Origin of the sequence: Aeromicrobium sp. Root344 (assembly GCF_001425755.1) — a bacterium.
GTDB lineage: Bacteria > Actinomycetota > Actinomycetes > Propionibacteriales > Nocardioidaceae > Aeromicrobium.
Window position 1 is genome coordinate 2,013,800 of record NZ_LMDH01000001.1, and the last position, 20,400, is coordinate 2,034,199.

Here is a 20,400-nt window from a genome sequence, read left to right on the forward strand (position 1 = left end):
TCGTCATATGACGATGACAGCCGAATCGCACGATGCTGTGGCGACGGACCTGGCAGCGGCCGCTTGCTTGTTCCACGGATTCAGCGATGGCTCGCGCCTCCGGATCCTGCAGCACCTCCTGCTGGGCGAGCACCGCGTCGTGGAGCTCACCGAGCACCTCGGGCTCGCACAGTCGACTGTGTCGAAGCACCTTGCCTGCCTCAAGGACTGCGGGCTGGTGTCATCACGACCGGTGGGCCGGGCTTCGCTGTTCAGCGTGACGCATCCCGAGTCGACGACTCAGCTGCTCGTTGCGGCCGAGCAGCTCCTCGAAGCCACCGGCTACGCCGTCACGTTGTGCAGCAACCACGGCCTGGACGCTCATGGTTGAGATGGCAGCGGTGACGGACCGCGCTGCCCTCGGGCGTCGAGCCAAGAGGCTCGCCATGGCGTCGGTCGGCTACAACGTGATCGAGGGCATCATTGCGATCTCGGCCGGCGTGGCAGCGGGTTCGGTCGCCCTGGTGGGGTTCGGGCTCGACTCTGCCGTCGAGGTCTCGAGTGGCCTCATCATCCTGTGGCAGTTCTCGCACCGCATGCCCGAGTCGCGTGAACGTCAGGCACTACGACTGCTGGCGATCTCGTTCTTCGCTCTCGCGGGCTATGTCGGCTTCGAGTCGGTGCGGGCGCTGGTCACCGGTGCCGAAGCGGATCACTCGCGCGTCGGCATCGGTCTCGCGATCGCCTCTCTGGTCGTCATGCCGTTCCTGTCGTACGCCCAGCGCCGCACTGGTCGCGCTCTCGGATCGAACGCGGTCTACGCCGACGGTACGCAGACGCTGCTGTGCACCTATCTCTCGGCGGTGCTGCTGATCGGCCTCGTCCTCAACGCGACGCTCGCCTGGTCGTGGGCTGATCCGATCGCCGGGCTGGTCATCGCGGGCGTGGCTGTCCGTGAGGGACTCGAAGCCTGGCGCGGCGAGGGCAGCTGTGCCCCGGCGACACCGCAGGGCTGCACGGACGGCTGCTGCGACTAGCGCCGGGCGTGCCGGTGGGCCGCCGGGCTCTTGTGGTCAGGCGGCTTGGGGGTGGGTGGTTTGTCGTCGTCGGCGTAGTGATCGGCCGGTGTGGTTGGTGAACTGGAAGCCGGTGATGGCGTTGCCGGTGATGTGGAGTCTGCCGCGGTGGTGGAGGTGGTGGCATCTGACGCACAGGCCGATGAGGAGGTCGAGGTCGGTGGGTCCGCCGTGGGACCACCAGATGGTGTGATGGATCTCGAGGTGGGTGTGGTTGCAGCCGGGTGTGGCGCAGACGCCTTGTTGTCGGGCGAGGACAGCGCGGCGTTGCAGGAGGCTGGGTTGGTACTTGATGGTGCCGGCGTTCAGGATCTGCGCCTGTTGGCTATCACGATGCTGTCTGAGGAAGGCGGTGATGTCGCCGATGCACGACAAATACATCAACAAGTGCGGGCCGATCGGCCCGTGCCCGGCGAGGGTGGCGGGTTCGGTCTCGGGCATCGGGTCAGGGGCCGTGAACGGGTCGTCAGAAGTCGGCTTGACGTGGTGGGCTGCTGCGGCGACGGTGTCGGCGTCCACGAACACCGACAGGTGTGGTCGCACGCCTTTGTCTGAGGGGAGCCCGTTCGCCAGGATGCTGTCCAACAGGTCGTCGAGGCCTTGGACGCGGCGCTGTGGTCCGGTGCGGTCGTCGTCCTTGTCCCGCGGCGCGGAGACTGAGTCGAGGACGGTCTTGAGCTTGGCTCCGGTGATCGTGTTGAGGAAGCCGGTCACGTGCCAGCCGTCGGGGACGGCGTCGACGGTGAAGTCCTCTTTGTCCATGCCGCGTTCCCAGGCGTCATCGAGGTCGTCGGGGTGGACGACAGCTTTGAGGTGCTTGACGGCTTCGAACAGGTCCGCTGGTGCGTGCTCCAACGCCACACCGAGCAGGAGCTGCTCGTGGTGGCGCATCGGTTCGAGGCCGACGTGGCGCAGACCGTAGGCGAACGCCCGCACGTGCTGAGCACTGATCCGCCCGTCGAAAGCCGCCTCACCAACCAACGGGAGGTCGCGGGCCACGACCGCACCACGCACCAGGGTGTTGGCTTGCCCGGAGTTCATCCGCAGCTGGTTGCGGACCCACGTGTTGAGGGTCGAGGCGCCGTCGAGCTCGTAGTCCTTGGAAGACTCCAGCTCCACCAACAACGCGGCTTGGGCCGCGTCCACGGCATGCTGGACTTCCTGCAGGGCCCGCAGCTGTTCGCGCACGTCACCGACGCGGAGGGTCTGCGCGGCGGTGCGCATCGCGTCGATGGTGGGCTGCGGATTCATACCCCGATCCTAGTCGAACAGGTGTTCGATGACAAGAGGCAATTCGCTGGAATCGCGGGAACAATCGAGTGTCAGACCCGCGTGAAAGAATGAACGCGGACCACGACTCGTACTCAGACCTGCAGCGTCTCCGCGAGCATCGGAAGCGCGCCAGGAACGAGCGCGTAGTAGGACCAGGTGCCGCGCTTCGTACGCGTCAGCAGCCCCGCATCGACCAGGATCTTGAGGTGGTGCGACACCGTCGGCTGCGACAGGTCGAGCGGCTCGTTGAGGTCGCAGACGCACGCTTCGCCACCTTCGTGCGCCGCCACGAGCGACAGCAGCCGCAGTCGCGTCGGATCGCCGATCGCCTTGAAGCGCGCAGCGAGCTCACTCGCCTCCTCTGCGCTCAAGGCCCCGCCGGTGATGGGAGAGCAGCACGCTGTGGCGGCGGACTCGAGCACGGTCAACGAGGTGATCATGTGCCAACCATACCGCTTCATTGACATCTGTCGATGAAGGCGTAGAGTCGCATTCATCGAAACTTTTGGATGAACCAGGAGCATTCCATGTCGGACCTGCAGAACCCCCAGCTTCCCGTCGTCGTGATCGGCGCCGGGCCCGCAGGCCTCGCGGCCGCCGCCCAGCTGCGGAGTCGGGGGTTGCCGTTCGTGGTGCTCGAGGCGGGTGAAGTCGCCGGCTCAGCCGTACGGGAGTGGTCGCACGTACGACTGTTCTCCCCGTGGTCCGAGCTCGTCGACCCGGCGGCCGCCCAGCTGCTCGAGGAGGATGGCTGGACCAGCCCCGACCCGGCCGCATACCCGACCGGCGGCGCCTGGGCCGACGACTACCTGCAGCCGCTGGCGGACGCGCTCGGCGGGACCGTCAGGTACGGCGCGAAGGTCGTCGGCGTCGCCAAGCGCGGGCGCGACCGGCTGGTCGACTCCGGGCGTGAGGGCGAGGCGTTCACGGTGCACGTCGAGTCGGCCGGAAGCGCCGAACGGATCTCGGCGCGCGCCGTGATCGATGCGTCCGGCACGTGGACCGGACCCAACCCGCTCGGCGGTGACGGGCTGCCGGCTCTCGGAGAACGCGCTGCCGCCGACCGCATCACCTACCGGATGCCGGACCTCGCAGATCCCGTCACCCGCAGCAGGTACGCCGGCAAGCACGTCGTCGTCGCCGGCACCGGCGCGTCGGCCAAGGGCGCGCTCATCGGACTCGTGGCCCTCGCCGAGCAGGACCCGTCGACGCGCGTCTCGTGGCTCGTCCGCCGAGCCAGCGTCGGAGCCGCCTTCGAAGGCAGCGACGACGACGAGCTCGCCGAGCGGGGCGCCCTGGGTCGCCGCGCGGCGGAAGCCGTGTCGTCCGGACCGGTCCGTACGCTCAACAGCTTCCGCACGGACTCGGTCGTCCGCGCGGACGACGGGACGCTGGCACTGACCTCGATCGACGGACAGGTGCTCGAAGGTGTCGACGAGGTCATCGCGCTGACCGGGTTCCGCCCTGACCTGTCGATGCTTTCGGAGATCCGGCTCGACCTCGACCCCGTGCTGCAGGCGCCACGCCGGCTCGCGCCCCTCATCGACCCCAACGTGCACTCGTGTGGCACGGTCGACCCGCACGGCGCGAAGGAGCTCGCCCAACCCGAGGTCGGCTTCTACCTCGTCGGCATGAAGTCCTACGGGCGAGCCACCTCGTTCCTCACCCTCACAGGATTCGAGCAGACCCGGTCGGTCGTGGCCGAGATCGCCGGCGACCACGAGTCCGCGGCTCGCGTCGAGCTGACGCTGCCCGAGACCGGTGTCTGCGGCGGCCCCGGCGGGTTCGACGCTGAGCCCTCCGGCGGCGGCTGCTGCGGCACCACCGCCGGTCCCGAGCTCATCACCCTCGGGACCACCCGGTGACCCAGCTGAACTGGGTCCCGTCGACCTGCACGCTGCCAACCGTCGATCGCCCGCTGCGGGAAGCGGAGTTCGACGACTTCTTCGCCAGCGACGTCCTCGGGGTTGACGAGCTGCCCGAGGGTGTCCGTGTCGCACTCCGCACGAACCCAGAGGTCGTGGCGCGTGCCGCCACGCTCGCCGCTCGCGAGGCGAACTGTTGTTCGTTCTTCAGCTTCGACCTGTCGATCGCCGACGGGCGTACGACAATGCAGGTGTCCGCAACTCCGGAGCATGCCGAGGTGCTGGCCGCCGTCGCCGTTCGCGCGAGGTCCCGCGTACGACCGTCAACCTGAGTGGGCCCCGTGGGACTCGAACCCACAACCCGCGGATTAAAAGTCCGCTGCTCTGCCAATTGAGCTAGAGGCCCGCGCCGTGACGACGCGCGTACACAGTCTGCCAGTGGCCCGTCCGGTTCGTTGAACCGGAAAGGTCACGTGCCTGACCGCCGAGCCTGCTTGATCGCCTCGGCCAGTGCCCAGCCGTCGCCGACGGGCCCGACGTGCCCGAGCTTGTCGGGGTTCACGACCGAGCGGATCGTCTGGATCCGGCCGTCGAGCACCTCCAGCGTCATGGTGCCGACGACCCGGTCGTCCCGATCGCGCAGGACGAGACCCGGGTCGCCATTGAGCCGGCGGGGCTGGAGGTGGACGTCGATCGCGGCGAGCAACGGGAAGTTGCCGGCCAGCACCCGCGCGACGTTGGCCGCGCCGTGCACGATCCTGGCGAACGCCGGAGCCTTGCCGCCACCGTCGCCGACCATCTGCACGTCCGCGGCGAGCAGCTCCTGCAGCCCGTCGACATCACCGCCGAGCAGGGCGTCGAAGAACCGGGCAGCGAGCTCGTCCCGCTCCTTGCGGTCGGCCTCGAACCGGGCCTGGCCGCCGGCCATGTGCTTCCGGGCCCTGGCCGCGAGCTGCCGGCACGCCGCCTCGGAACGGCCGACGGCAGCGGCGACCACCGGGAACCCGAACCCGAACACCTCCCTCAGCACGAACACCGCGCGCTCGAGCGGACTGAGCCGCTCGAGCAGGAGCAGGGCTGCCATCGACACCGAGTCGGCGAGCTCCGCAGCCCTCTCGGGATCCTCGTACGGGTCGTCGAGCAGCGGCTCTGGCAGCCACTGCCCGACATACGCCTCCCGGCGCACGCGGGCCGAGCGCAGCACGTCGATCGAGATCCGGGTCACGACGGCCGACAGGAACGCCTTCGTCGAGGTCGGCTCGGTCGGCGTGGTCTCGTAGCGCAGCCAGGTCTCCTGCACGGCGTCCTCGGCCTCGGCGACGCTCCCGAGGATCCGGTACGCGATGGAGAACAGCAGACCGCGCAGGTCCTCGAACTCCTCCGTGCGGGTCATGCCAGCTCCTTCGCGAACCCTTGCCGCCAGCTGGGGTAGCGCAGCTCCCAGCCGAGCTCGCGCTTGGCCTTGGCGTTGGAGAAGCCGCGCCCCTCGGTCATCATGCCCACCATCATCTCGCCGACCAGCAGCCGGGCGAGCCACGCGGGCACGCGGCGCGGAGGCTTGGCACCGGCGCACTGCGCGTAGTACGGCAGCCACTCGTTGAACGGCGCCGGCTCGTCGTCGACGATGTTGAACACACCTCGTACGCGCTGCTCCACCGCCAGGACGGTCGCGCTCGCGGCGTCGTCGATGTGGACGAACGACGAGTAGCCCGCACCTCCGCCCAGGATCGGGACGAGCCGCTTGCGGACGAACTTCAGCTGCTCCTCGTCGGCGCCGTTCCCGTAGAACCCGCCATAGCGCAGCACGGTGCCGCCCGCCGCGAGGACGACGTCCTCCAGGTAGTTGACCGCCTTGGTGCCCTCGACCACCTCCAACGGGTCCTCCTCGGACTTGACCCAGCCACCCTCGCGGAGTCCGTTGAAACTGGCGTGGCTCTGGGAGACCACGTGGGAGACGCCAGTGGCCTCCGCGGCCGCCAGCAGGTGGTCGATGCCCTCGCTGCGAAGACGGTTGGTGGCCTCGAAGTAGCGATCGGCCTTTCGCGGGTTGAGCTTGCCGCCGTGGGTCGGCGACAGGCCCGTCATCTGGTTGACGATGGTGTCGGGCTCCGCCGCAGCCACCGCCTCCCCGACGGACGCCGCGTCGAGCCCGTCCATCACGACTGCCTCGGCGCCCAGCTGGCGCAGCACGTCCAGCTTGCCCGCGTTGGTCGTCGTCGCCGTCACGTGATGGCCCTGGGCCACCAGCTGGGGAATCAGGCTCCGGCCGATCACTCCGGTCCCACCTGCCACGAACACTCGCATGACTGTCACCTTCCAGGTTCGACTTCGCTGTCGTACCTGGGACGAGACAGCCCGAGCCCTTGTGACATACGGGTCGTAAACCCGAAATTGGGTGCGCATCAAGGAGCGACCCGATAGCCTCGTCAGTAGGGGAGGACGACCCTGACACGGCTTGCCGCGATCAGGCTGACCGTGTGTTGTGCAGATCGAAGCAAGATGGAGCGCCCCCTGATGCCCGAGCCCTTGGACAGTCGCCTCCGCGACGACCAGGCCCTCGACGAGATCGAGCTGACGAGTCGGCTGATCATCGCGGCCTCATCCAAGGACGGCCACCTCTCCCAGCGCGAGGTCGACGAGATACTCGGGATCGCGAAAGCGGGCTGACCGCCTGAGTGGCACCGCGATTGACACTCTGGAGCGCCCTGCCTCTAGCATGGGCGTGGCCTACCCAGCATTGACAGGAGCTAGTCGTGCGTTTTCGCATTCGACCGGTTGAGACGACGTTCTACGAACTCTTCACCGAAATGGCGGACCACCTCGTACTCGGCGCCGATCTGCTGGCGCAGATGCTGGACACCGGCACCGACAAGAAGTCGATCGGTGAGCAGATGCGCGAGGCCGAGCACCAGGCCGACGAGACGACGCACAAGATCGTCAAGCGCGCCAACTCGACGTTCATCACGCCGTTCGACCGCGAGGACATCTATCGGCTCGCGAGCAGCCTCGACGACGTCATGGACTTCATGGAGGAGACCGTCGACCTGGTCGGGCTCTACGAGCTCGGCGACCTGCCGGCCGACTTCGCGCCCCAGGTCGAGGTGCTGCAGCGGGCCACCCAGCTGACCGCCGAGGCGATGCCTCGGCTCCGCACCATGAAGGACCTCGACGAGTACTGGATCGAGATCAACCGCCTGGAGAACCAGGGCGACCGTTCCTACCGCCGCATCGTGGCCAACCTGTTCAGCGGCAACTACAAGTCGCTCGAGGTGCTCAAGCTCAAGGACGTCGTCGACTCCCTGGAACACGCCATCGATGCGCTCGAGTCCGTCGCGAACACGGTGGAGCAGATCGCCGTCAAGGAGTCCTGAGTCGTGGACCTCACCCTGGCGCTGGTGATCGCCACCGTCGCCATCGCCCTGTTCTTCGACTACACCAACGGCTTCCACGACGCCGCGAACGCGATCGCCACCTCGGTGTCGACGCGTGCGCTGACGCCCCGTCTCGCCCTGACCATGGCCGCGATCCTCAACTTCGTCGGCGCGCTCCTCGGTGTCGGCGTCGCCAAGACGATCAAGGACATCCTCACGGGGTTTGACGACATGACGGCAAACCACGCCCTGACCGTGGTGCTCAGTGCCCTGGTCGGTGCGATCGTGTGGAACCTCATCACGTGGTACTTCGGCATCCCGTCCTCCTCCTCGCACGCGTTGATCGGCGGCCTGATCGGCGTCGGCCTCGCAGCCGGTGTCTCCGTCGACTGGGACAAGGTCGTCGAGAAGGTCGCCATCCCGATGGTCGTCAGCCCGGCGATCGGTTTCGGCGGCGCGTTCCTCGTGATGCTGACGATCATGTGGCTCTTCCGCCGGGCCAACCCGCACACGCTCAACCGCGGGTTCCGCCTCGCGCAGACCGTCTCGGCCGCGGCGCTGTCCCTGGGCCACGGGCTGCAGGACGCGCAGAAGACCATGGGCGTGATCGTCCTCGCACTGATCGCCGGCGGTGAGCACAGCGGCGACGACATCCCGCTGTGGGTCATCATCGCGGCGGCCAGCGCGATCTCGCTCGGCACGATGTCCGGCGGCATGCGCATCATGCGCACGATGGGCCGCCGCATCATCGCGCTCGACCCGCCGCGCGGGTTCGCCGCCGAGTCGACCGCCGCACTCGTCCTCTACGGCATGGCGATCGGTGCGCACGCCCCGGTCTCCACGACGCACACCATGACGTCGGCCGTGATGGGTGCCGGAGCGACCAAGCGGTTCAGCGCCGTACGGTGGGGCGTGGCTCGCGGGATCATCACCGCGTGGATCATCACGATCCCCGCTGCCGCGGCGGTCGGCGCCGTCACGTACGTGATCCTGCACCTGATCATCCCCGGCAACTGACCGAGGCCTCCCTCTGGGTGGCGGTTTACCAAGAGGTCACGGCAAACAGCCACCCCGCAGGGCGCGTGCGCCTTGAGGAGTGGCTGTTTCCCTTGAGGTCGGGCGCAGCTTGCCCTGACCTCTTGGTAAACCGCGCAGCAGCGGTTATCCGAAGCGCCCCTGGATGTAGGCCTCCGTGGCCGGGTCGGTGGGGTTGGAGAAGATCGCCTCGGTACGCCCGTGCTCGATCAGCCGGCCGGGCTTGCCGACGCCTGAGAGGTTGAAGAACGCCGTCTCGTCGGACACCCGCGCCGCCTGCTGCATGTTGTGGGTGACGATCACGATCGTGTACTGCGACTTGAGCTCGTGGATCAGGTCCTCGATGACACTCGTCGAGATCGGGTCGAGGGCCGAGCACGGCTCGTCCATCAGCAGGATCTCCGGCTCGACCGAGATCGCACGGGCGATGCAGAGGCGCTGCTGCTGGCCACCCGACAGGCCCGACCCAGGACGGTCGAGGCGCTCCTTGACCTCGGCCCACAGGCCGGCGCTGCGCAGCGACCGCTCGACGATGTCGTCGGCCTCGGTCTTCTTCATGCGCTTGCTGTTGAGCTTCTGCCCGGCCAGCACGTTGTCGTAGATCGACATCGTGGGGAACGGGTTGGGCCGCTGGAAGACCATGCCGATCATGCGGCGTACGTTCACCGGGTCCATGTCGGCGCCGTAGAGGTCCTGGCCGTCGATCAGCACCTTGCCCTCGACGCGGGCGCCGCGGATGACCTCGTGCATACGGTTGAGCGACCGGAGGAAGGTCGACTTGCCGCAGCCCGAAGGGCCGATGAACGCCGTGACGGACTTCGCGGCGATCGGGATGGTGACGTCCTCCACGGCGAGGAAGTCGCCGTAGAAGATGTTCAGGTCAGAGACATCGATGCTCTTGGCCATGACAGAGTCCTTTCTGAACTCAGCGCTCGCCCTTGGGCGAGAAGAAGTAGGAGACGAGGCGGGCGATGAGGTTGAGCAGCATCACGATGACGAGCAGCACGAGGGCCGCGCCCCAGGCGCGGTCGATGCTGAACTCCGGCGGGATCCCGGGGTTGCGCTGCGACGCGAAGGCGAACACCGGCAGCGATGCCATGCGGCCGTCGAACAGGTTGAAGTTCACCGAGTCGGTCGTGCCGACGATGATCAGCAGGGGAGCGGTCTCGCCGATCACCCTGGCGATCGACAACGTGATGCCGGTGACGATGCCGGCGAGCGATGTCGGCAGGACGACCTTCGCGACGGTGCGCCACTTCGGCACGCCCAGTGCGTACGACGCCTCCCGCAGCTCGTTCGGCACGAGCTTGAGCATCTCCTCGGTCGAACGGACGAGGATCGGGATCATCAGCACCGACAGCGCGACGGAGCCGCCGACGCCCATGCGTACGCCCTCGCCGAAGAACAGCACGAACAGCGCGTAGGCGAACAGGCCCGCGACGATCGACGGGATGCCGGTCATGACATCGACCAGGAACCGGATCCAGCGCGAGAGCCGGTTGCCCTCGGCGTACTCGACGAGGTAGATCGCGGCGAAGATGCCGATCGGGATCGAGATGACCGCGGCGGCGCCGGTGATCAGCAGCGTCCCGACGAGCGCGTGGTAGATGCCACCACCCTCGCCGACGATGTTGCGCATCGAGTACGTGAAGAAGTCGGTCGACAGGACCTTGCTGCCCTTGCTGATGACGGTCCACAGGATGCTGAACAGGGGGAACATCGCGAGCACGAACGCGGACGAGACCAGGGTCGTGACGAGTCGGTCGGTCGCCTTGCGGCGGCCCTCGACGGCGACGGACCACAGCGGCAGGCCCATGCAGATGACCCAGGCGATCAGCGCGGCCTGCAGGAGGTTGGCTCCCGCGGCGTACGAGACCGCGGCGCCGGCGACGCCCGCGGCGAGCACCGCCTGGGGTCCCCAGCTCGGCAGCCGGGCGCCGTAGAGCTCGCGCGAGACGTCGACTGGCGGAGGAGTGAGGGTGGTCGTCATCAGTTGGCTCCGGAGAATTCCTTGCGGCGGTCCACGATGGACCGGGCGGCGAAGTTGACGAGGAACGTGATCACGAACAGCACCAGGCCGCTGGCGATCAGGGCGTTGACGCTCTTGCCCGTCGCCTCGGCAAAGCCCAGGGCGATGTTCGCGGCGATCGTGCTGGGGTTGTCGCTGCCGATGAGGTTGGCCGTCACGGTGCCGACTCCGACCGACAGCACCATCGCGACGGCGAGGGTCTCGCCGAGCGCCCGGCCCAGCCCCAGCATCGCGGCTGACACGATGCCCGAGCGGGCGTACGGGAAGATCGCGAGCCGCGCCATCTCCCAGCGCGTGGCGCCCAGGGCCAGGGCGGCTTCTTCGTGGAGGCGCGGGGTCTGCAGGAAGATCTCGCGGCAGATCGCGGTCATGATCGGCAGGATCATGACCGCCAGCACGATGCTCGCGGTCAAGATGGTGCGGCCGGTCGCCGACGCCGGGCCGAAGAACGGCAGGAAGCCGAGGTGCTCATCGAGCCAGGCGTAGAACGGGACCATGTGCGGCGCCAGGAACCCGATGCCCCACAGGCCGTAGACGACGCTCGGCACCGCGGCCAGCAGGTCGATCAGGTAGCCGAGGCTCTGGCCGAGCTTGCGCGGTGCGTAGTGCGAGATGAACAGGGCCACCCCGATGGCCACCGGCACCGCGATCACCATCGCGATGGTCGCGGCGATCAGCGTGCCGTAGACCAGCGGCCAGACGTACGGCAGGAAGCTCTTGCCGCTCTTGACCTCATCCGGGTGGGCGGTGATGCCCGGGATGCCCTGCACGGTCAGGAAGATCGCGACACCCGCGAGTATCACGAGGATGAGCACTCCCGCGCTCAGCGAGAGCCCGGAGAAGATGCGGTCGCCGGGGCGGCGGACCGAAGCCCTGCCGGGTGCGGGAGCCTGCGTGCTGGTCACAGGTGGTGCCTTTCAGGAATGAGGGGGACCGGAACCCGGCCCATGAGCCTGACGGAAGGACGTGCGCCCTTCCGACAAGCTCAAGGGTCGGGGTCAGCTGGCCTTGATCGTCTCGATCGCGGCCTGGACCTTCTTGCCGAACTCCGCGGTGAGCGGGGCCGAACCGGCGCCGGCGGCGGCGGCAGCCTGGCCGTCGCTGCTGGCCACGTACGTCAGCCACGCCTTGATGAGCGCAGCGTCCTTCGCAGGCGCCTGGCAGGCGATCTGGTACGAGGCGAGGACGATCGGGTAGACACCGGCCTCGGTGGAGGTGCGGTCGATGTCGATCGCGATGTCCGTAGCCGCGCGTCCTGCCACAGCCTTGGAGGTGTCGAGGACCTTGGCGGCCGCCTCGGGCGTGGCGGCGTTGAACGTGTCGCCCACCTTGACCTTGGCCTGGCCGAGGTCGCCGGCCTGGCTCTCGTCGGCGTAGCCGATCGTGCCCTTGCCGCTCGTGACCGCGGCCACGACGCCCGAGGTGCCCTCGGCAGCCTCGCCGCCCTTGACGGGCCAGGTCTGGCCGGGCTCGGCCGTCCAGGCGCCTTCAGAAGCCTTCGACAGGTAGTCGGTGAAGTTCTGCGTCGTGCCCGAGTCGTCGGAGCGGTGCACCGGCGTGATCTTGTCGCTGGGCAGCTTGGCGTCCGGGTTGTCGGCCTTGATGGCCGCGTCGTCCCACGTCGTGATCTTGCCGGCGAAGATGCCGGCGATCGTCTTCGGCGAGAGGTTAAGGTCCTTGACGCCGTCGAGGTTGAAGATGACCGCGATGGGGCTGACGTAGACCGGCACCTCGACGACATCGCCCTTGCAGAGGTCCTTCGCCTTGGCCAGCTCGTCGTCGTCCAGGTAGGCGTCGGAGCCGGCGATCGCCAGGCCACCGGCGAGGAACTGCTCGCGGCCTGCGCCCGAGCCGGCCGGGTCGTAGTTGACCGTGGCGTCGGGGTTGGCGGTCTGGAACTCCTTCTTCCAGGCGTTCACAGCGGCTTCCTGAGCGCTGGATCCACCGGCGTTGAGCGTGCCGGACACCTTGGTGCCGGAGTCGTCCTTCGAACCCGAACCATCGGATTCGTTGCCTGCACCGCAGGCGCTGAGGCCGAGGGCGAGTGCGAGCACGGCCGCGGGGGCGGCGATGCGCAGTGAGTTGCGGTTCACGGGGGGTCCCTCTCTGGGATTCTCTAGATGCTTACGTCCCGTGACGCTATGAGTGGCAGGTGTATCGATGTCCGACCGTGGGTGAACGAGAGGTGAACGCTGATGTAACGGTCGAGTCGTGGTGCGGCGGTTCTGCCTGTCAGGGCAGCTTCTCGGTCGCGATGACCGTGCCCTTGCGGTGGTGCACCACGATCGCCTCGCCGGTGGCCAGCTGGTGCACGTCGGTGCCGATCGCGTCGAACACCCAGGGCAGGGTGGGGCGGTGCGAGCACAGCACGACGGGCTTCTTGCGGTCCAGCAGCGCCGCGACGGAGCGCTCGACCTGGGCCGCCCGCGTGTCCTCCGCGAGCCGGTCGTCGATCTCGAGGAACGTGCTGATCGAGTGCGCGTAGGGCTCGACCGTCTGGGCGCAACGCACCGCGGGGCTGCTCACGACCCGCCGTACGCCATAGGCGGCGAGCAGCGGGACCAGCGCCTGGGACTGCTCGACGCCGACGGTCGTGAGCGGGCGCTCGAGGTCGTCCTCGTAGTCGTCGCGGGACGCTGCCTTGCCGTGCCGGGCGACGATCAGCGTGCGGGCGCGGTGGCCCTGGCGCTCGCGGAGGCTGCGGAAGTCCTCCAGCACGTCGATGTCGTGCGCGTACGTCAGCAGCTCTCGTGCCTCGCGCACGCCGACCCAGCGAAGCTCGTCGACCTCCTTGTTGGGCTCGAACGGCTCGTTCGCGCCCTCGCCGATCGCGCGCGCGGACCAGTAGTCGACGACCTTGGTGCCCGCCGCGATCGGATAGCGGACCTGCACGAGCGGCGGTCCGAGGCGTACGCGGATTCCGGTCTCCTCGAAGATCTCGCGGACCGCCGTGGCCTGCAGCGCCTCGCCCGGATCGACCTTGCCCTTGGGGAACGACCAGTCGTCGTACGACGGCCGATGCACCACGAGCACGTCGACGCGCGGTTCGGCGCGGCTCGCGGTGGTGCGCTTCCGCCAGACGACCCCACCCGCTGCGTTGATGATCCGTTCACTCGGCATACGCGTATTCTCCCCTGAGGACGTGGCCGGCGGATGAAGGAGACATGGACGGGATGCGACTGCGGCTCGTGCTGATGTCCGTCGTGGTCCCCCTGCTCGTGATCGCCGCAGCGATCGTGGGTGGCCGTTGGGCCGGCACCGCGGTCTCCGCCGACCCCCGGTCAGCCCTGACGTCGGCGCTCGACACGTTGCCGGCGGACACCCAGGTCGCCGGCTTCACGGACTGGTCGCGGATCCGGACCGTGCTCGGGGTGGGCTCGACCACCGCCGCGGATCGCGCTGCCCTGACCGACGACGCGTCGCTGCGTGACCTCTCGACCCGCTCGGTCCTGGGGCAGTACACCGAGCAGCTGCACGACGCCTACGGCTGGTCACCGGCCGACCTCGACTGGGAGGTGTACGGGCAGGCCGGAGACGGGTCGGTGATGGTCGCCAGACTCGACGGCTCGGTGTCCTTCGGCTCGGTCCGCGCTCACCTGAAGGCGCTGGGCTACTCGCGCGACCGCGACGTCTGGACGATCGACAAGGACAGCTCCAGCGCACGGTCCGAGTTCGCCGCGACGCTTGCGGCCGTCACGCTCGTGCCAGGCCAGCGGCTGATCGTTGCGGCGGACCGGCCGGCGTACGCCACGACGGTGCTCGAGACGATCCACCGCGACGCGCCCTCGCTGTTGAGCGTACGCAGTGCTGCCGATGTCGCCGGCGTCCTCGACGGGGCCGACACGGCTCTGCTCCAGACCGGTGGATTCGCCTGCCGGTCGACGTCGCTCCGCGACGCAGGGACCGACGTCCAGGCGCAGGCGCGGGCCGCGATCGACAGGTCCGGCGCTCTGGTCCGGCCGACGTTCGCCGGCCGCGCCCTCGACGCAGGGTCGAGGCGCAGCGAGGCCATGCGTTTCGCACTCGCGTTCAGGTCGCCGACCGTCGCCGCCGGCCAGATCGGCGTGCGTACGGCCCTGGCCACCGGCCCGTTCATCGGGCGATCCGGCCGGGTCGAGGAGTCGCTCGTGCTGCGATCGTCTGCCGTGCGCGGCAGCACTGCGGTGCTGCGATTCCGGCACGACCCTGACAGCACGGCCTACATGACCGGCGACGGCCCGCTGCTCTTCGCCGCCTGCCCGCTCTGACGCGGGGTCAGCGGCTCCGGCGGGCCTTCGCGCGATCGATCAGGACCGACTGCAGGTCCGACGACCCGACGTGGCGGTCCCACTGGCCGTCAGGGCCCAGGTGCCACGACGTCGTCTCGGGGTCGACCGAGCGCGCGAGCAGGTCACCGAGCTGCTCGGTGTGCGCCGCCGACGGCACGCGAACCAGCACCTCGACGCGGCGATCGAGGTTGCGGTGCATGAGGTCGGCCGAGCCCATCCAGGCCTCGGGCTCGCCGCCACCGGCGAACCAGTAGACCCGACTGTGCTCGAGGAACCGGCCGAGGATGCTGTGCACCCGGATGTTCTCGCTGAGCCCGGGCACGCCCGGCCGCAGCGTGCAGATGCCGCGGATGATGAGGTCGACCTCGACCCCGGCGCGCGACGCCTCGTAGAGCTTGTCGATCACGGCCTCGTCGACGAGGGAGTTGACCTTGAGGCGTATGCCCGAGGGTCGGCCGGCCGCGTGGTGCGCGATCTCGGTGTCGATGCGCTCGAGGATGCCGTCGCGCAGGCCGGCCGGTGCGACCATGAGCCGGCGGTAGGAGAAGTCCTGCGCGAAGCCCGAGAGGTTGTTGAACAGGTCCGTGAGGTCGTGGCTGATGTCGGGGTCGGCCGTGAGCAGGCCGAAGTCCTCGTAGAGCCGGGCCGTCTTGGGGTTGTAGTTGCCCGTGCCGATGTGCGCGTAGCGGCGCAGTCCGTCGGGCTCGTCGCGCACGACGAGCGCGAGCTTGCAGTGGGTCTTGAGGCCGACCAGGCCGTAGACGACGTGGCAGCCCGCGCGCTCGAGCTTGCGGGCCCAGCGGATGTTGGCCTGCTCGTCGAAGCGCGCCTTGATCTCGACGAGCACCAGGACCTGCTTGCCGGCGCGCGCGGCGTCGACGAGCGAGTCGATGATGGGGGAGTCGCCCGAGGTCCGGTAGAGCGTCTGCTTGATCGCGAGCACGTGCGGGTCGGCGGCGGACTGCTCGATGAAGCGCTGCACGCTCGTCGCGAACGAGTCGTAGGGGTGGTGCACCAGCACGTCCCGCTTGCGCAGCGCGCTGAACAGGTCGGCGGGCTTGGCGGTCTCGACCTCGGCGAGGTGCTCGTGCGTGCCCGGGACGAAGCGCTCGTAGCTGAGCTCCGGCCGGTCGAGGTCGGCGATCTCGTTGAGGCTGCGCAGGTCGAGCGGGCCCCTCAGGCGTACGACCTCGTCGACCTTGATGCCCAGCTCGGAGACCAGCAGGTCGAGCACGCCGGGATCGATCGACTCCTCGACCTCGAGGCGTACGGGCGGGCCGAACTTGCGGCGGAGCAGCTCCTTCTCGAGCGCCTTGAGCAGGTTCTCGGCGTCGTCCTCCTCGACCTCGAGGTCCTCGTTGCGCGTGACCCGGAACGCGTGGTGGGCGATGAGCTCCATGCCGGGGAACAGCAGGTCGAGGTGAGCGGCGATGACTTCCTCGAGCGGCACGAACCGGCCGGGATCGGCCTGCATCCAGCGGCTGATGATCGGCGGCACCTTGACGCGGGCGAAGTGGTCCTTGCCGGTGTCGGGGTTGCGCATGACCAGGGCGAGGTTGAGGGAGAGCCCCGAGATGTAGGGGAACGGGTGCGCCGGGTCGACCGCGAGGGGCGTCAGGATCGGAAAGACCCGGTCGCGATAGAGGGCGCTGATCTGCTCCTGCTCCGTCGGGCGCAGCGAGTCCCAGTGCAGCAGCTCGATGCCTTCGGCGGCCAGCGCCGGCACGAGCTCTCCGTGGTACGTCTCGGCGTGCGCGACCATGAGGTCCTGGCTCGCCGCGAGGCTGCGCGAGAGCACGTCGCGAGGGTTGAGGCCGCTGGCGGACGGCACCGCGACACCGGCCGCGATGCGGCGCTTGAGCCCGGCGATGCGCACCATGAAGAACTCGTCGAGGTTGCTCGCGAAGATGGCTGCGAAGCGTACGCGCTCGAGCAGCGGGAGCGTGTCGTCCTGGGCCAGCTCGAGCACCCGGGCGTTGAACGCGATCCAGGACAGCTCGCGGTCGAGGAACCGGTCGTGGGGCAGGGCAACGCTTTCGGCCGGGTCGAACGGGGGGTCGACGTCGAACTCGTCGGGGGACGCCGGCGCCTCGAGGTCGGCAACGGCCATGTCATGGGTCTCCACATGACCACTTTGACAGGCCAAGATGAACGCTGATTGAACGAGATCCCGATGCGCTACCTTGACCACCATGTCGCTCGTGGCCCAGCTCGCCGGTACCGCTCGCGGGGTCACCGCCCGCTCGATCCTCATGCTGCCCAAGCCGGTGATCCGGCGGCTGGCCGGCGCGCCCGTCGTCATCGACGGCCGGACACTCGACCCTGAGATGCAGCTGTTGCTCCGCCTCCAGAAGCTCGAGGGACCGGCCACCGAGACGCTGCCGATCCGCAAGGGCCGGGCGCATCTCGTGGCCGGCACGCGGGTCGTGGGTGGCGACCAGCCGATCGGCGCCGTGACGGATCGGACGATCGACGGACCGGGGGGACCGCTGACGCTGCGCTTCTTCACGCCGCGCGGGTTGACCGGGGACTCGCCGGCCCTGGTGTACGTCCATGGTGGCGCATGGATCTACGGCGACCTCGACAGCCACGACGCGGTGTGCCGGTTCCTGGCCGAGGAGGCTCAGGTCCGTGTGATCGCGGTCGACTACCGGCTCGCACCCGAGGCGCCCTTCCCAGCTGCGTTCGACGACGTGTCGGCGGCGTGGCAGTGGATCACCGAGCACGCCAAGGGCATCGGCATCGATCCCACCCGCATCGCTGTCGGGGGCGACAGCGCCGGCGGATGCATGGCCGCGCTGATCGCGCAGCACGCCGTCAAGGGCGCGGCGATCAAGCCCGCGTTCCAGCTGCTGATCTATCCGGTGACCGACTTCCTCGACACCAGTGCGAGCCGCAAGACGTACGCCGAGGGGTTCTACCTGACGAAGGGCTACATGGACCTCGGCGAGGAGAGCTATCTTCTCGGCGACGAGGACCGGGCCGATCCACGGCTGTCCCCCCTGCGCCAGGACGTCACGGGAGTCGCGCCGGCCTACGTCGTGACGGCGGGCTTCGACATGCTGCTCGACGAGGGCAAGGCGTACGCCGACAAGCTGAAGGCGGCCGGCGTGCCGGTCGAGTACGTCTGCGAGGAGGGCTTGATCCACTCGTTCGCCAACATGGTCGGCATCGGGACCTCCGGGCCTCGGGCCATGCGCCGCGCCGCCAACGCCCTGCAGCGCGGCCTGAGCTAGCCCGCGGCCACGGCGGAGTAGAGCACGTCCTTCTTCCAGTCCTGGAAGCCGAGGTTGCGATAGACCTTCAGCGCCGGGGCGTTGTCGCCCTCGACGTAGAGGTCGACGATCGGCAGGCCCTGCTCGTACAGGTGCCGGAGACCCCGGGCGGTCAGCGCCGTGCCGAGGCCGCCGCCCTGCGCCTCGGGGTCGATCCCGACGACGTACACCTCGCCGCTAGGCCCATCTCCTGGCAGGTCCTCGGCCTTGGTCCAGTGGAACCCGACGATGCGCCCATCACGTTCGGCGACGAACAGCCCCGCAGGGTCGAACCACTCCGACGACGTACGCCGGGCGAAGTCGGCGGCGTCCATCGCACCCTGCTCCGGGTGGTGTGCGAACGCCCGCGCGTTGACCGCGATCAGCTGCTCGGCATCCTGCGGGACGTACGACCGCAGCGTGATGCCGTCGGGTACGCGCTCGGGCGCCGGCGGACCGTCGAACGTCAGACGGAGCACCAACAGGATGCGCTCGGGTGACAGGCCGGCAGACGTGGCCAGCGCCCGGGCCGCCGGCAGGTCGCCGTGTGCCCAGTAGCGGTCCTCGCCGTCCGCCAAGAGCTCGTCGAGGATGCGGCGACCTTTGCCCGCCCCGCGATGCGCCGGGTCGACGACGATCTCGACGGGTGCGTCGCCGACCGCGAACGCCGCCGCGGTGATCGCGCCGTCGATCTCGGTCTGCTGCACCAGGACCCGCGCCGGCGAGCCGTCCCGGAGGGCGAACAGGCTGGCCTCGTTGAACGGCTCCACCCCGTCGACGGCCGCGGCGCGCTCCGCCAGCTCGAGGATGCTCATCGTGCCCTCAGCGCCACGAGCTGCGATCCGACCTCGGCGGCGATCGCGCGGGCGAGCAGCTCCGGGGTGTCGCCCTCGGGCTCGGCGACCAGGTGATGCACCGTGCCGTTCTCGTAGAGGTCGATCGCGCTGACCCGCTGCGCCTCGGCCATCTCTGCCGCATGGTCCAGGTCGCCGTGCACGATCGCGCTGGCGCCCTCGGGTGGCAGCGGCGACAGCCAGGCGTTCTCAGCGGCGATCACGACGTCGGCCGGCAGCAGGGCCAACGCGCCGCCCCCGCACCCCTGGCCGAGGATGACCGACACCGTCGGCACCCGCATCGTCGACATCCACGAGATGCATCGCGCGATCTCGCCGGCGATCGCGCCCTGCTCGGCCTCCGGCGACAGCTCGGCACCGGGGGTGTCGATGAACGACACCAGCGGCAGCCGCAGCTCGTTGGCCAGCCGCATCCCGCGCCGCGCCTCGCGCAGCGCCGCGGGGCCCATCGGCTTGAAACGGGTCTGGGTCGTCCGGTCCTGGCCGATCACGATGCACGGCTGGCCGTCGATGCGGGCCATCGCGACGATCATGGCGCTGTCGCGCTCGCCCTTCTCGGTGCCCTGCAGGCGCAGGGTCTCGTCACTGCCGTAGCGCAGCACCTCGCGCACGCCGGCGCGATGGCGTGCACGCGTGATCTGGATCGACTCCCATGCCGACCGTCTGCGGGTGACCTCACCCGTGCGCAGCTCGCGCGTCTGTGGCTTGGGCGGATCGATCAGCAGGCTCAAGGCGCGGTCGACCAGCAGCGGCAGCTCGTCGGGCAGCACCACGGCGTCGATGATGCCGCGGTCGGCGAGGTTCTCCGCGGTCTGCACGTTGGGCGGGAACGGCCGGCCCTCCATGAGCTCGTAGACCTTGGGCCCGAGGAAGCCGATGAGCGCCCCGGGCTCGGCGACCGTGACGTGGGCCAACGAGCCCCACGAGGCGAACACCCCGCCGGTCGTGGGGTGTCGCAGGTAGATGAGGTACGGCAGCCCGGCCGCGCGATGGTCCATGATCGCCCGCGAGATGTCGACCATGTGCACGAACGCCGGCGTGCCCTCCTGCATCCGGGTCCCGCCCGAGGCCGTCGTCGCCAGGAGCGGAATGCCCTCGGCGGTGGCCCGGCGCACCGCCGACACGATCCGCTTCGCGGCGGCCTCGCCGATCGACCCGGCCAGGAACCGGAACTCGTTGACCAGCACCGCCACCGGCCGGCCGTGCATCAGACCGCGCCCGGTCAGCACCGACTCGTCGGTGCCCGCGCGCTCGGCGGCGGCGGCGAGCTCCTGCCGGTAGGTCGGGTCGAGGCCGGAATGGTCGACCGGCTCGTCCCACGACTCGAACGAGCCCTCGTCGAGGACCAGGTCGAGCAGCTCCTGCGCAGTCAGATGAGCCATGTGCTCATCCTGTCA

21 protein-coding genes and 1 tRNA gene are annotated in these 20,400 nt (G+C 69.1%); 9 read left to right on the forward strand and 13 right to left on the reverse strand.

Annotation, left to right across the window (positions count from 1 at the left end):
- The first annotated feature begins 7 nt into the window (after positions 1–7).
- Positions 8–370, forward strand: a complete 363-nt coding sequence (locus tag ASC61_RS09865) for an ArsR/SmtB family transcription factor (protein WP_056211412.1) — start codon at positions 8–10, stop codon at positions 368–370.
- Position 371: 1 nt separating this feature from the next.
- Positions 372–1,016 carry a cation diffusion facilitator family transporter gene (locus tag ASC61_RS09870; RefSeq protein WP_235503531.1) on the forward strand — a complete coding sequence of 215 codons (645 nt, stop codon included), beginning with the start codon at positions 372–374 and terminating at the stop codon, positions 1,014–1,016.
- A 36-nt stretch (positions 1,017–1,052) separates the two neighbouring features.
- On the opposite strand, the gene ASC61_RS09875 is transcribed toward ASC61_RS09870, so the two are convergent.
- Together ASC61_RS09875 and ASC61_RS09880 are read right to left on the reverse strand one after the other, a co-directional pair.
- Positions 1,053–2,306 carry an HNH endonuclease gene (locus ASC61_RS09875; RefSeq protein ID WP_056211416.1) on the reverse strand — a complete coding sequence of 418 codons (1,254 nt, stop codon included), beginning with the start codon at positions 2,304–2,306 and terminating at the stop codon, positions 1,053–1,055.
- 113 nt (positions 2,307–2,419) lie between these two features.
- Entirely contained in the window at positions 2,420–2,767 is a 348-nt protein-coding gene (locus tag ASC61_RS09880; protein ID WP_056211419.1) for an ArsR/SmtB family transcription factor, read from the reverse strand.
- A gap of 87 nt (positions 2,768–2,854) precedes the next feature.
- On the opposite strand from ASC61_RS09880, the gene ASC61_RS09885 reads away from it, so the two are divergent.
- Together ASC61_RS09885 and ASC61_RS09890 are read left to right on the forward strand one after the other, a co-directional pair.
- Positions 2,855–4,192 (forward strand): NAD(P)-binding domain-containing protein, encoded by a 1,338-nt coding sequence (locus ASC61_RS09885; protein WP_056211421.1) that lies wholly within the window; start codon positions 2,855–2,857, stop codon positions 4,190–4,192.
- A complete protein-coding gene (locus ASC61_RS09890) occupies positions 4,189–4,524 on the forward strand; it encodes a hypothetical protein (protein ID WP_056211424.1) in 336 nt (111 codons plus the stop codon). The genes ASC61_RS09885 and ASC61_RS09890 overlap by 4 nt, the downstream gene beginning before the upstream one ends.
- A gap of 1 nt (position 4,525) precedes the next feature.
- On the opposite strand, the gene ASC61_RS09895 is transcribed toward ASC61_RS09890, so the two are convergent.
- From ASC61_RS09895 to ASC61_RS09905, 3 genes are all read right to left on the reverse strand, one after another.
- A tRNA-Lys gene (locus ASC61_RS09895) sits at positions 4,526–4,598 on the reverse strand.
- Between the two features lie 63 nt (positions 4,599–4,661).
- Positions 4,662–5,585, reverse strand: coding sequence for an RNA polymerase sigma-70 factor (locus ASC61_RS09900; protein ID WP_056211426.1), 924 nt, complete (start codon positions 5,583–5,585; stop codon positions 4,662–4,664).
- On the reverse strand, positions 5,582–6,496 hold the full coding sequence (locus ASC61_RS09905) for an NAD-dependent epimerase/dehydratase family protein (protein WP_056211428.1): 915 nt from the start codon (positions 6,494–6,496) through the stop codon (positions 5,582–5,584). The genes ASC61_RS09900 and ASC61_RS09905 overlap by 4 nt, the downstream gene beginning before the upstream one ends.
- A gap of 210 nt (positions 6,497–6,706) precedes the next feature.
- On the opposite strand from ASC61_RS09905, the gene ASC61_RS20095 reads away from it, so the two are divergent.
- The 3 genes from ASC61_RS20095 (at position 6,707) to ASC61_RS09915 (ending at position 8,580) form a co-directional block, all read left to right on the forward strand.
- A complete protein-coding gene (locus ASC61_RS20095) occupies positions 6,707–6,859 on the forward strand; it encodes a hypothetical protein (RefSeq protein WP_188110630.1) in 153 nt (50 codons plus the stop codon).
- A gap of 86 nt (positions 6,860–6,945) precedes the next feature.
- Positions 6,946–7,563 carry a DUF47 domain-containing protein gene (locus tag ASC61_RS09910; protein WP_056211429.1) on the forward strand — a complete coding sequence of 206 codons (618 nt, stop codon included), beginning with the start codon at positions 6,946–6,948 and terminating at the stop codon, positions 7,561–7,563.
- Between the two features lie 3 nt (positions 7,564–7,566).
- Entirely contained in the window at positions 7,567–8,580 is a 1,014-nt protein-coding gene (locus ASC61_RS09915) for an inorganic phosphate transporter (RefSeq protein ID WP_056211432.1), read from the forward strand.
- A gap of 144 nt (positions 8,581–8,724) precedes the next feature.
- On the opposite strand, the gene pstB is transcribed toward ASC61_RS09915, so the two are convergent.
- From pstB to ASC61_RS09940, 5 genes are all read right to left on the reverse strand, one after another.
- Entirely contained in the window at positions 8,725–9,504 is a 780-nt protein-coding gene (gene pstB, locus ASC61_RS09920; protein ID WP_056211434.1) for a phosphate ABC transporter ATP-binding protein PstB, read from the reverse strand.
- Between the two features lie 19 nt (positions 9,505–9,523).
- Entirely contained in the window at positions 9,524–10,588 is a 1,065-nt protein-coding gene (gene pstA, locus ASC61_RS09925; protein WP_056211435.1) for a phosphate ABC transporter permease PstA, read from the reverse strand.
- Complete coding sequence (pstC, locus tag ASC61_RS09930) at positions 10,588–11,532, reverse strand: phosphate ABC transporter permease subunit PstC (protein ID WP_056211438.1); 945 nt, start codon at positions 11,530–11,532, stop codon at positions 10,588–10,590. Before pstC ends, pstA begins: the two co-directional genes overlap by 1 nt.
- Before the next feature lie 93 nt (positions 11,533–11,625).
- Positions 11,626–12,720, reverse strand: a complete 1,095-nt coding sequence (gene pstS / locus ASC61_RS09935; protein WP_056211440.1) for a phosphate ABC transporter substrate-binding protein PstS — start codon at positions 12,718–12,720, stop codon at positions 11,626–11,628.
- 139 nt (positions 12,721–12,859) lie between these two features.
- Positions 12,860–13,747: an NUDIX hydrolase gene (locus ASC61_RS09940; RefSeq protein WP_056211441.1), complete on the reverse strand. Its 888-nt coding sequence runs from the start codon at positions 13,745–13,747 to the stop codon at positions 12,860–12,862.
- A 44-nt stretch (positions 13,748–13,791) separates the two neighbouring features.
- Between ASC61_RS09940 and ASC61_RS09945 the strand changes: the two genes are divergently transcribed.
- Entirely contained in the window at positions 13,792–14,874 is a 1,083-nt protein-coding gene (locus tag ASC61_RS09945) for a hypothetical protein (protein ID WP_056211443.1), read from the forward strand.
- A 7-nt stretch (positions 14,875–14,881) separates the two neighbouring features.
- Here the strand turns inward: ASC61_RS09945 and ASC61_RS09950 are convergent, their stop codons facing one another.
- Positions 14,882–17,005: an RNA degradosome polyphosphate kinase gene (locus ASC61_RS09950; RefSeq protein ID WP_056211445.1), complete on the reverse strand. Its 2,124-nt coding sequence runs from the start codon at positions 17,003–17,005 to the stop codon at positions 14,882–14,884.
- A gap of 82 nt (positions 17,006–17,087) precedes the next feature.
- On the opposite strand from ASC61_RS09950, the gene ASC61_RS09955 reads away from it, so the two are divergent.
- On the forward strand, positions 17,088–18,131 hold the full coding sequence (locus tag ASC61_RS09955; protein WP_056211448.1) for an alpha/beta hydrolase: 1,044 nt from the start codon (positions 17,088–17,090) through the stop codon (positions 18,129–18,131).
- On the opposite strand, the gene mshD is transcribed toward ASC61_RS09955, so the two are convergent.
- On the reverse strand, positions 18,128–18,964 hold the full coding sequence (gene mshD / locus ASC61_RS09960) for a mycothiol synthase (protein WP_056211450.1): 837 nt from the start codon (positions 18,962–18,964) through the stop codon (positions 18,128–18,130). The two genes, ASC61_RS09955 and mshD, sit on opposite strands and share 4 nt — an antisense overlap.
- Complete coding sequence (locus tag ASC61_RS09965) at positions 18,961–20,385, reverse strand: carboxyl transferase domain-containing protein (protein ID WP_056211452.1); 1,425 nt, start codon at positions 20,383–20,385, stop codon at positions 18,961–18,963. The genes mshD and ASC61_RS09965 overlap by 4 nt, the downstream gene beginning before the upstream one ends.
- Positions 20,386–20,400 lie beyond the last annotated feature (15 nt).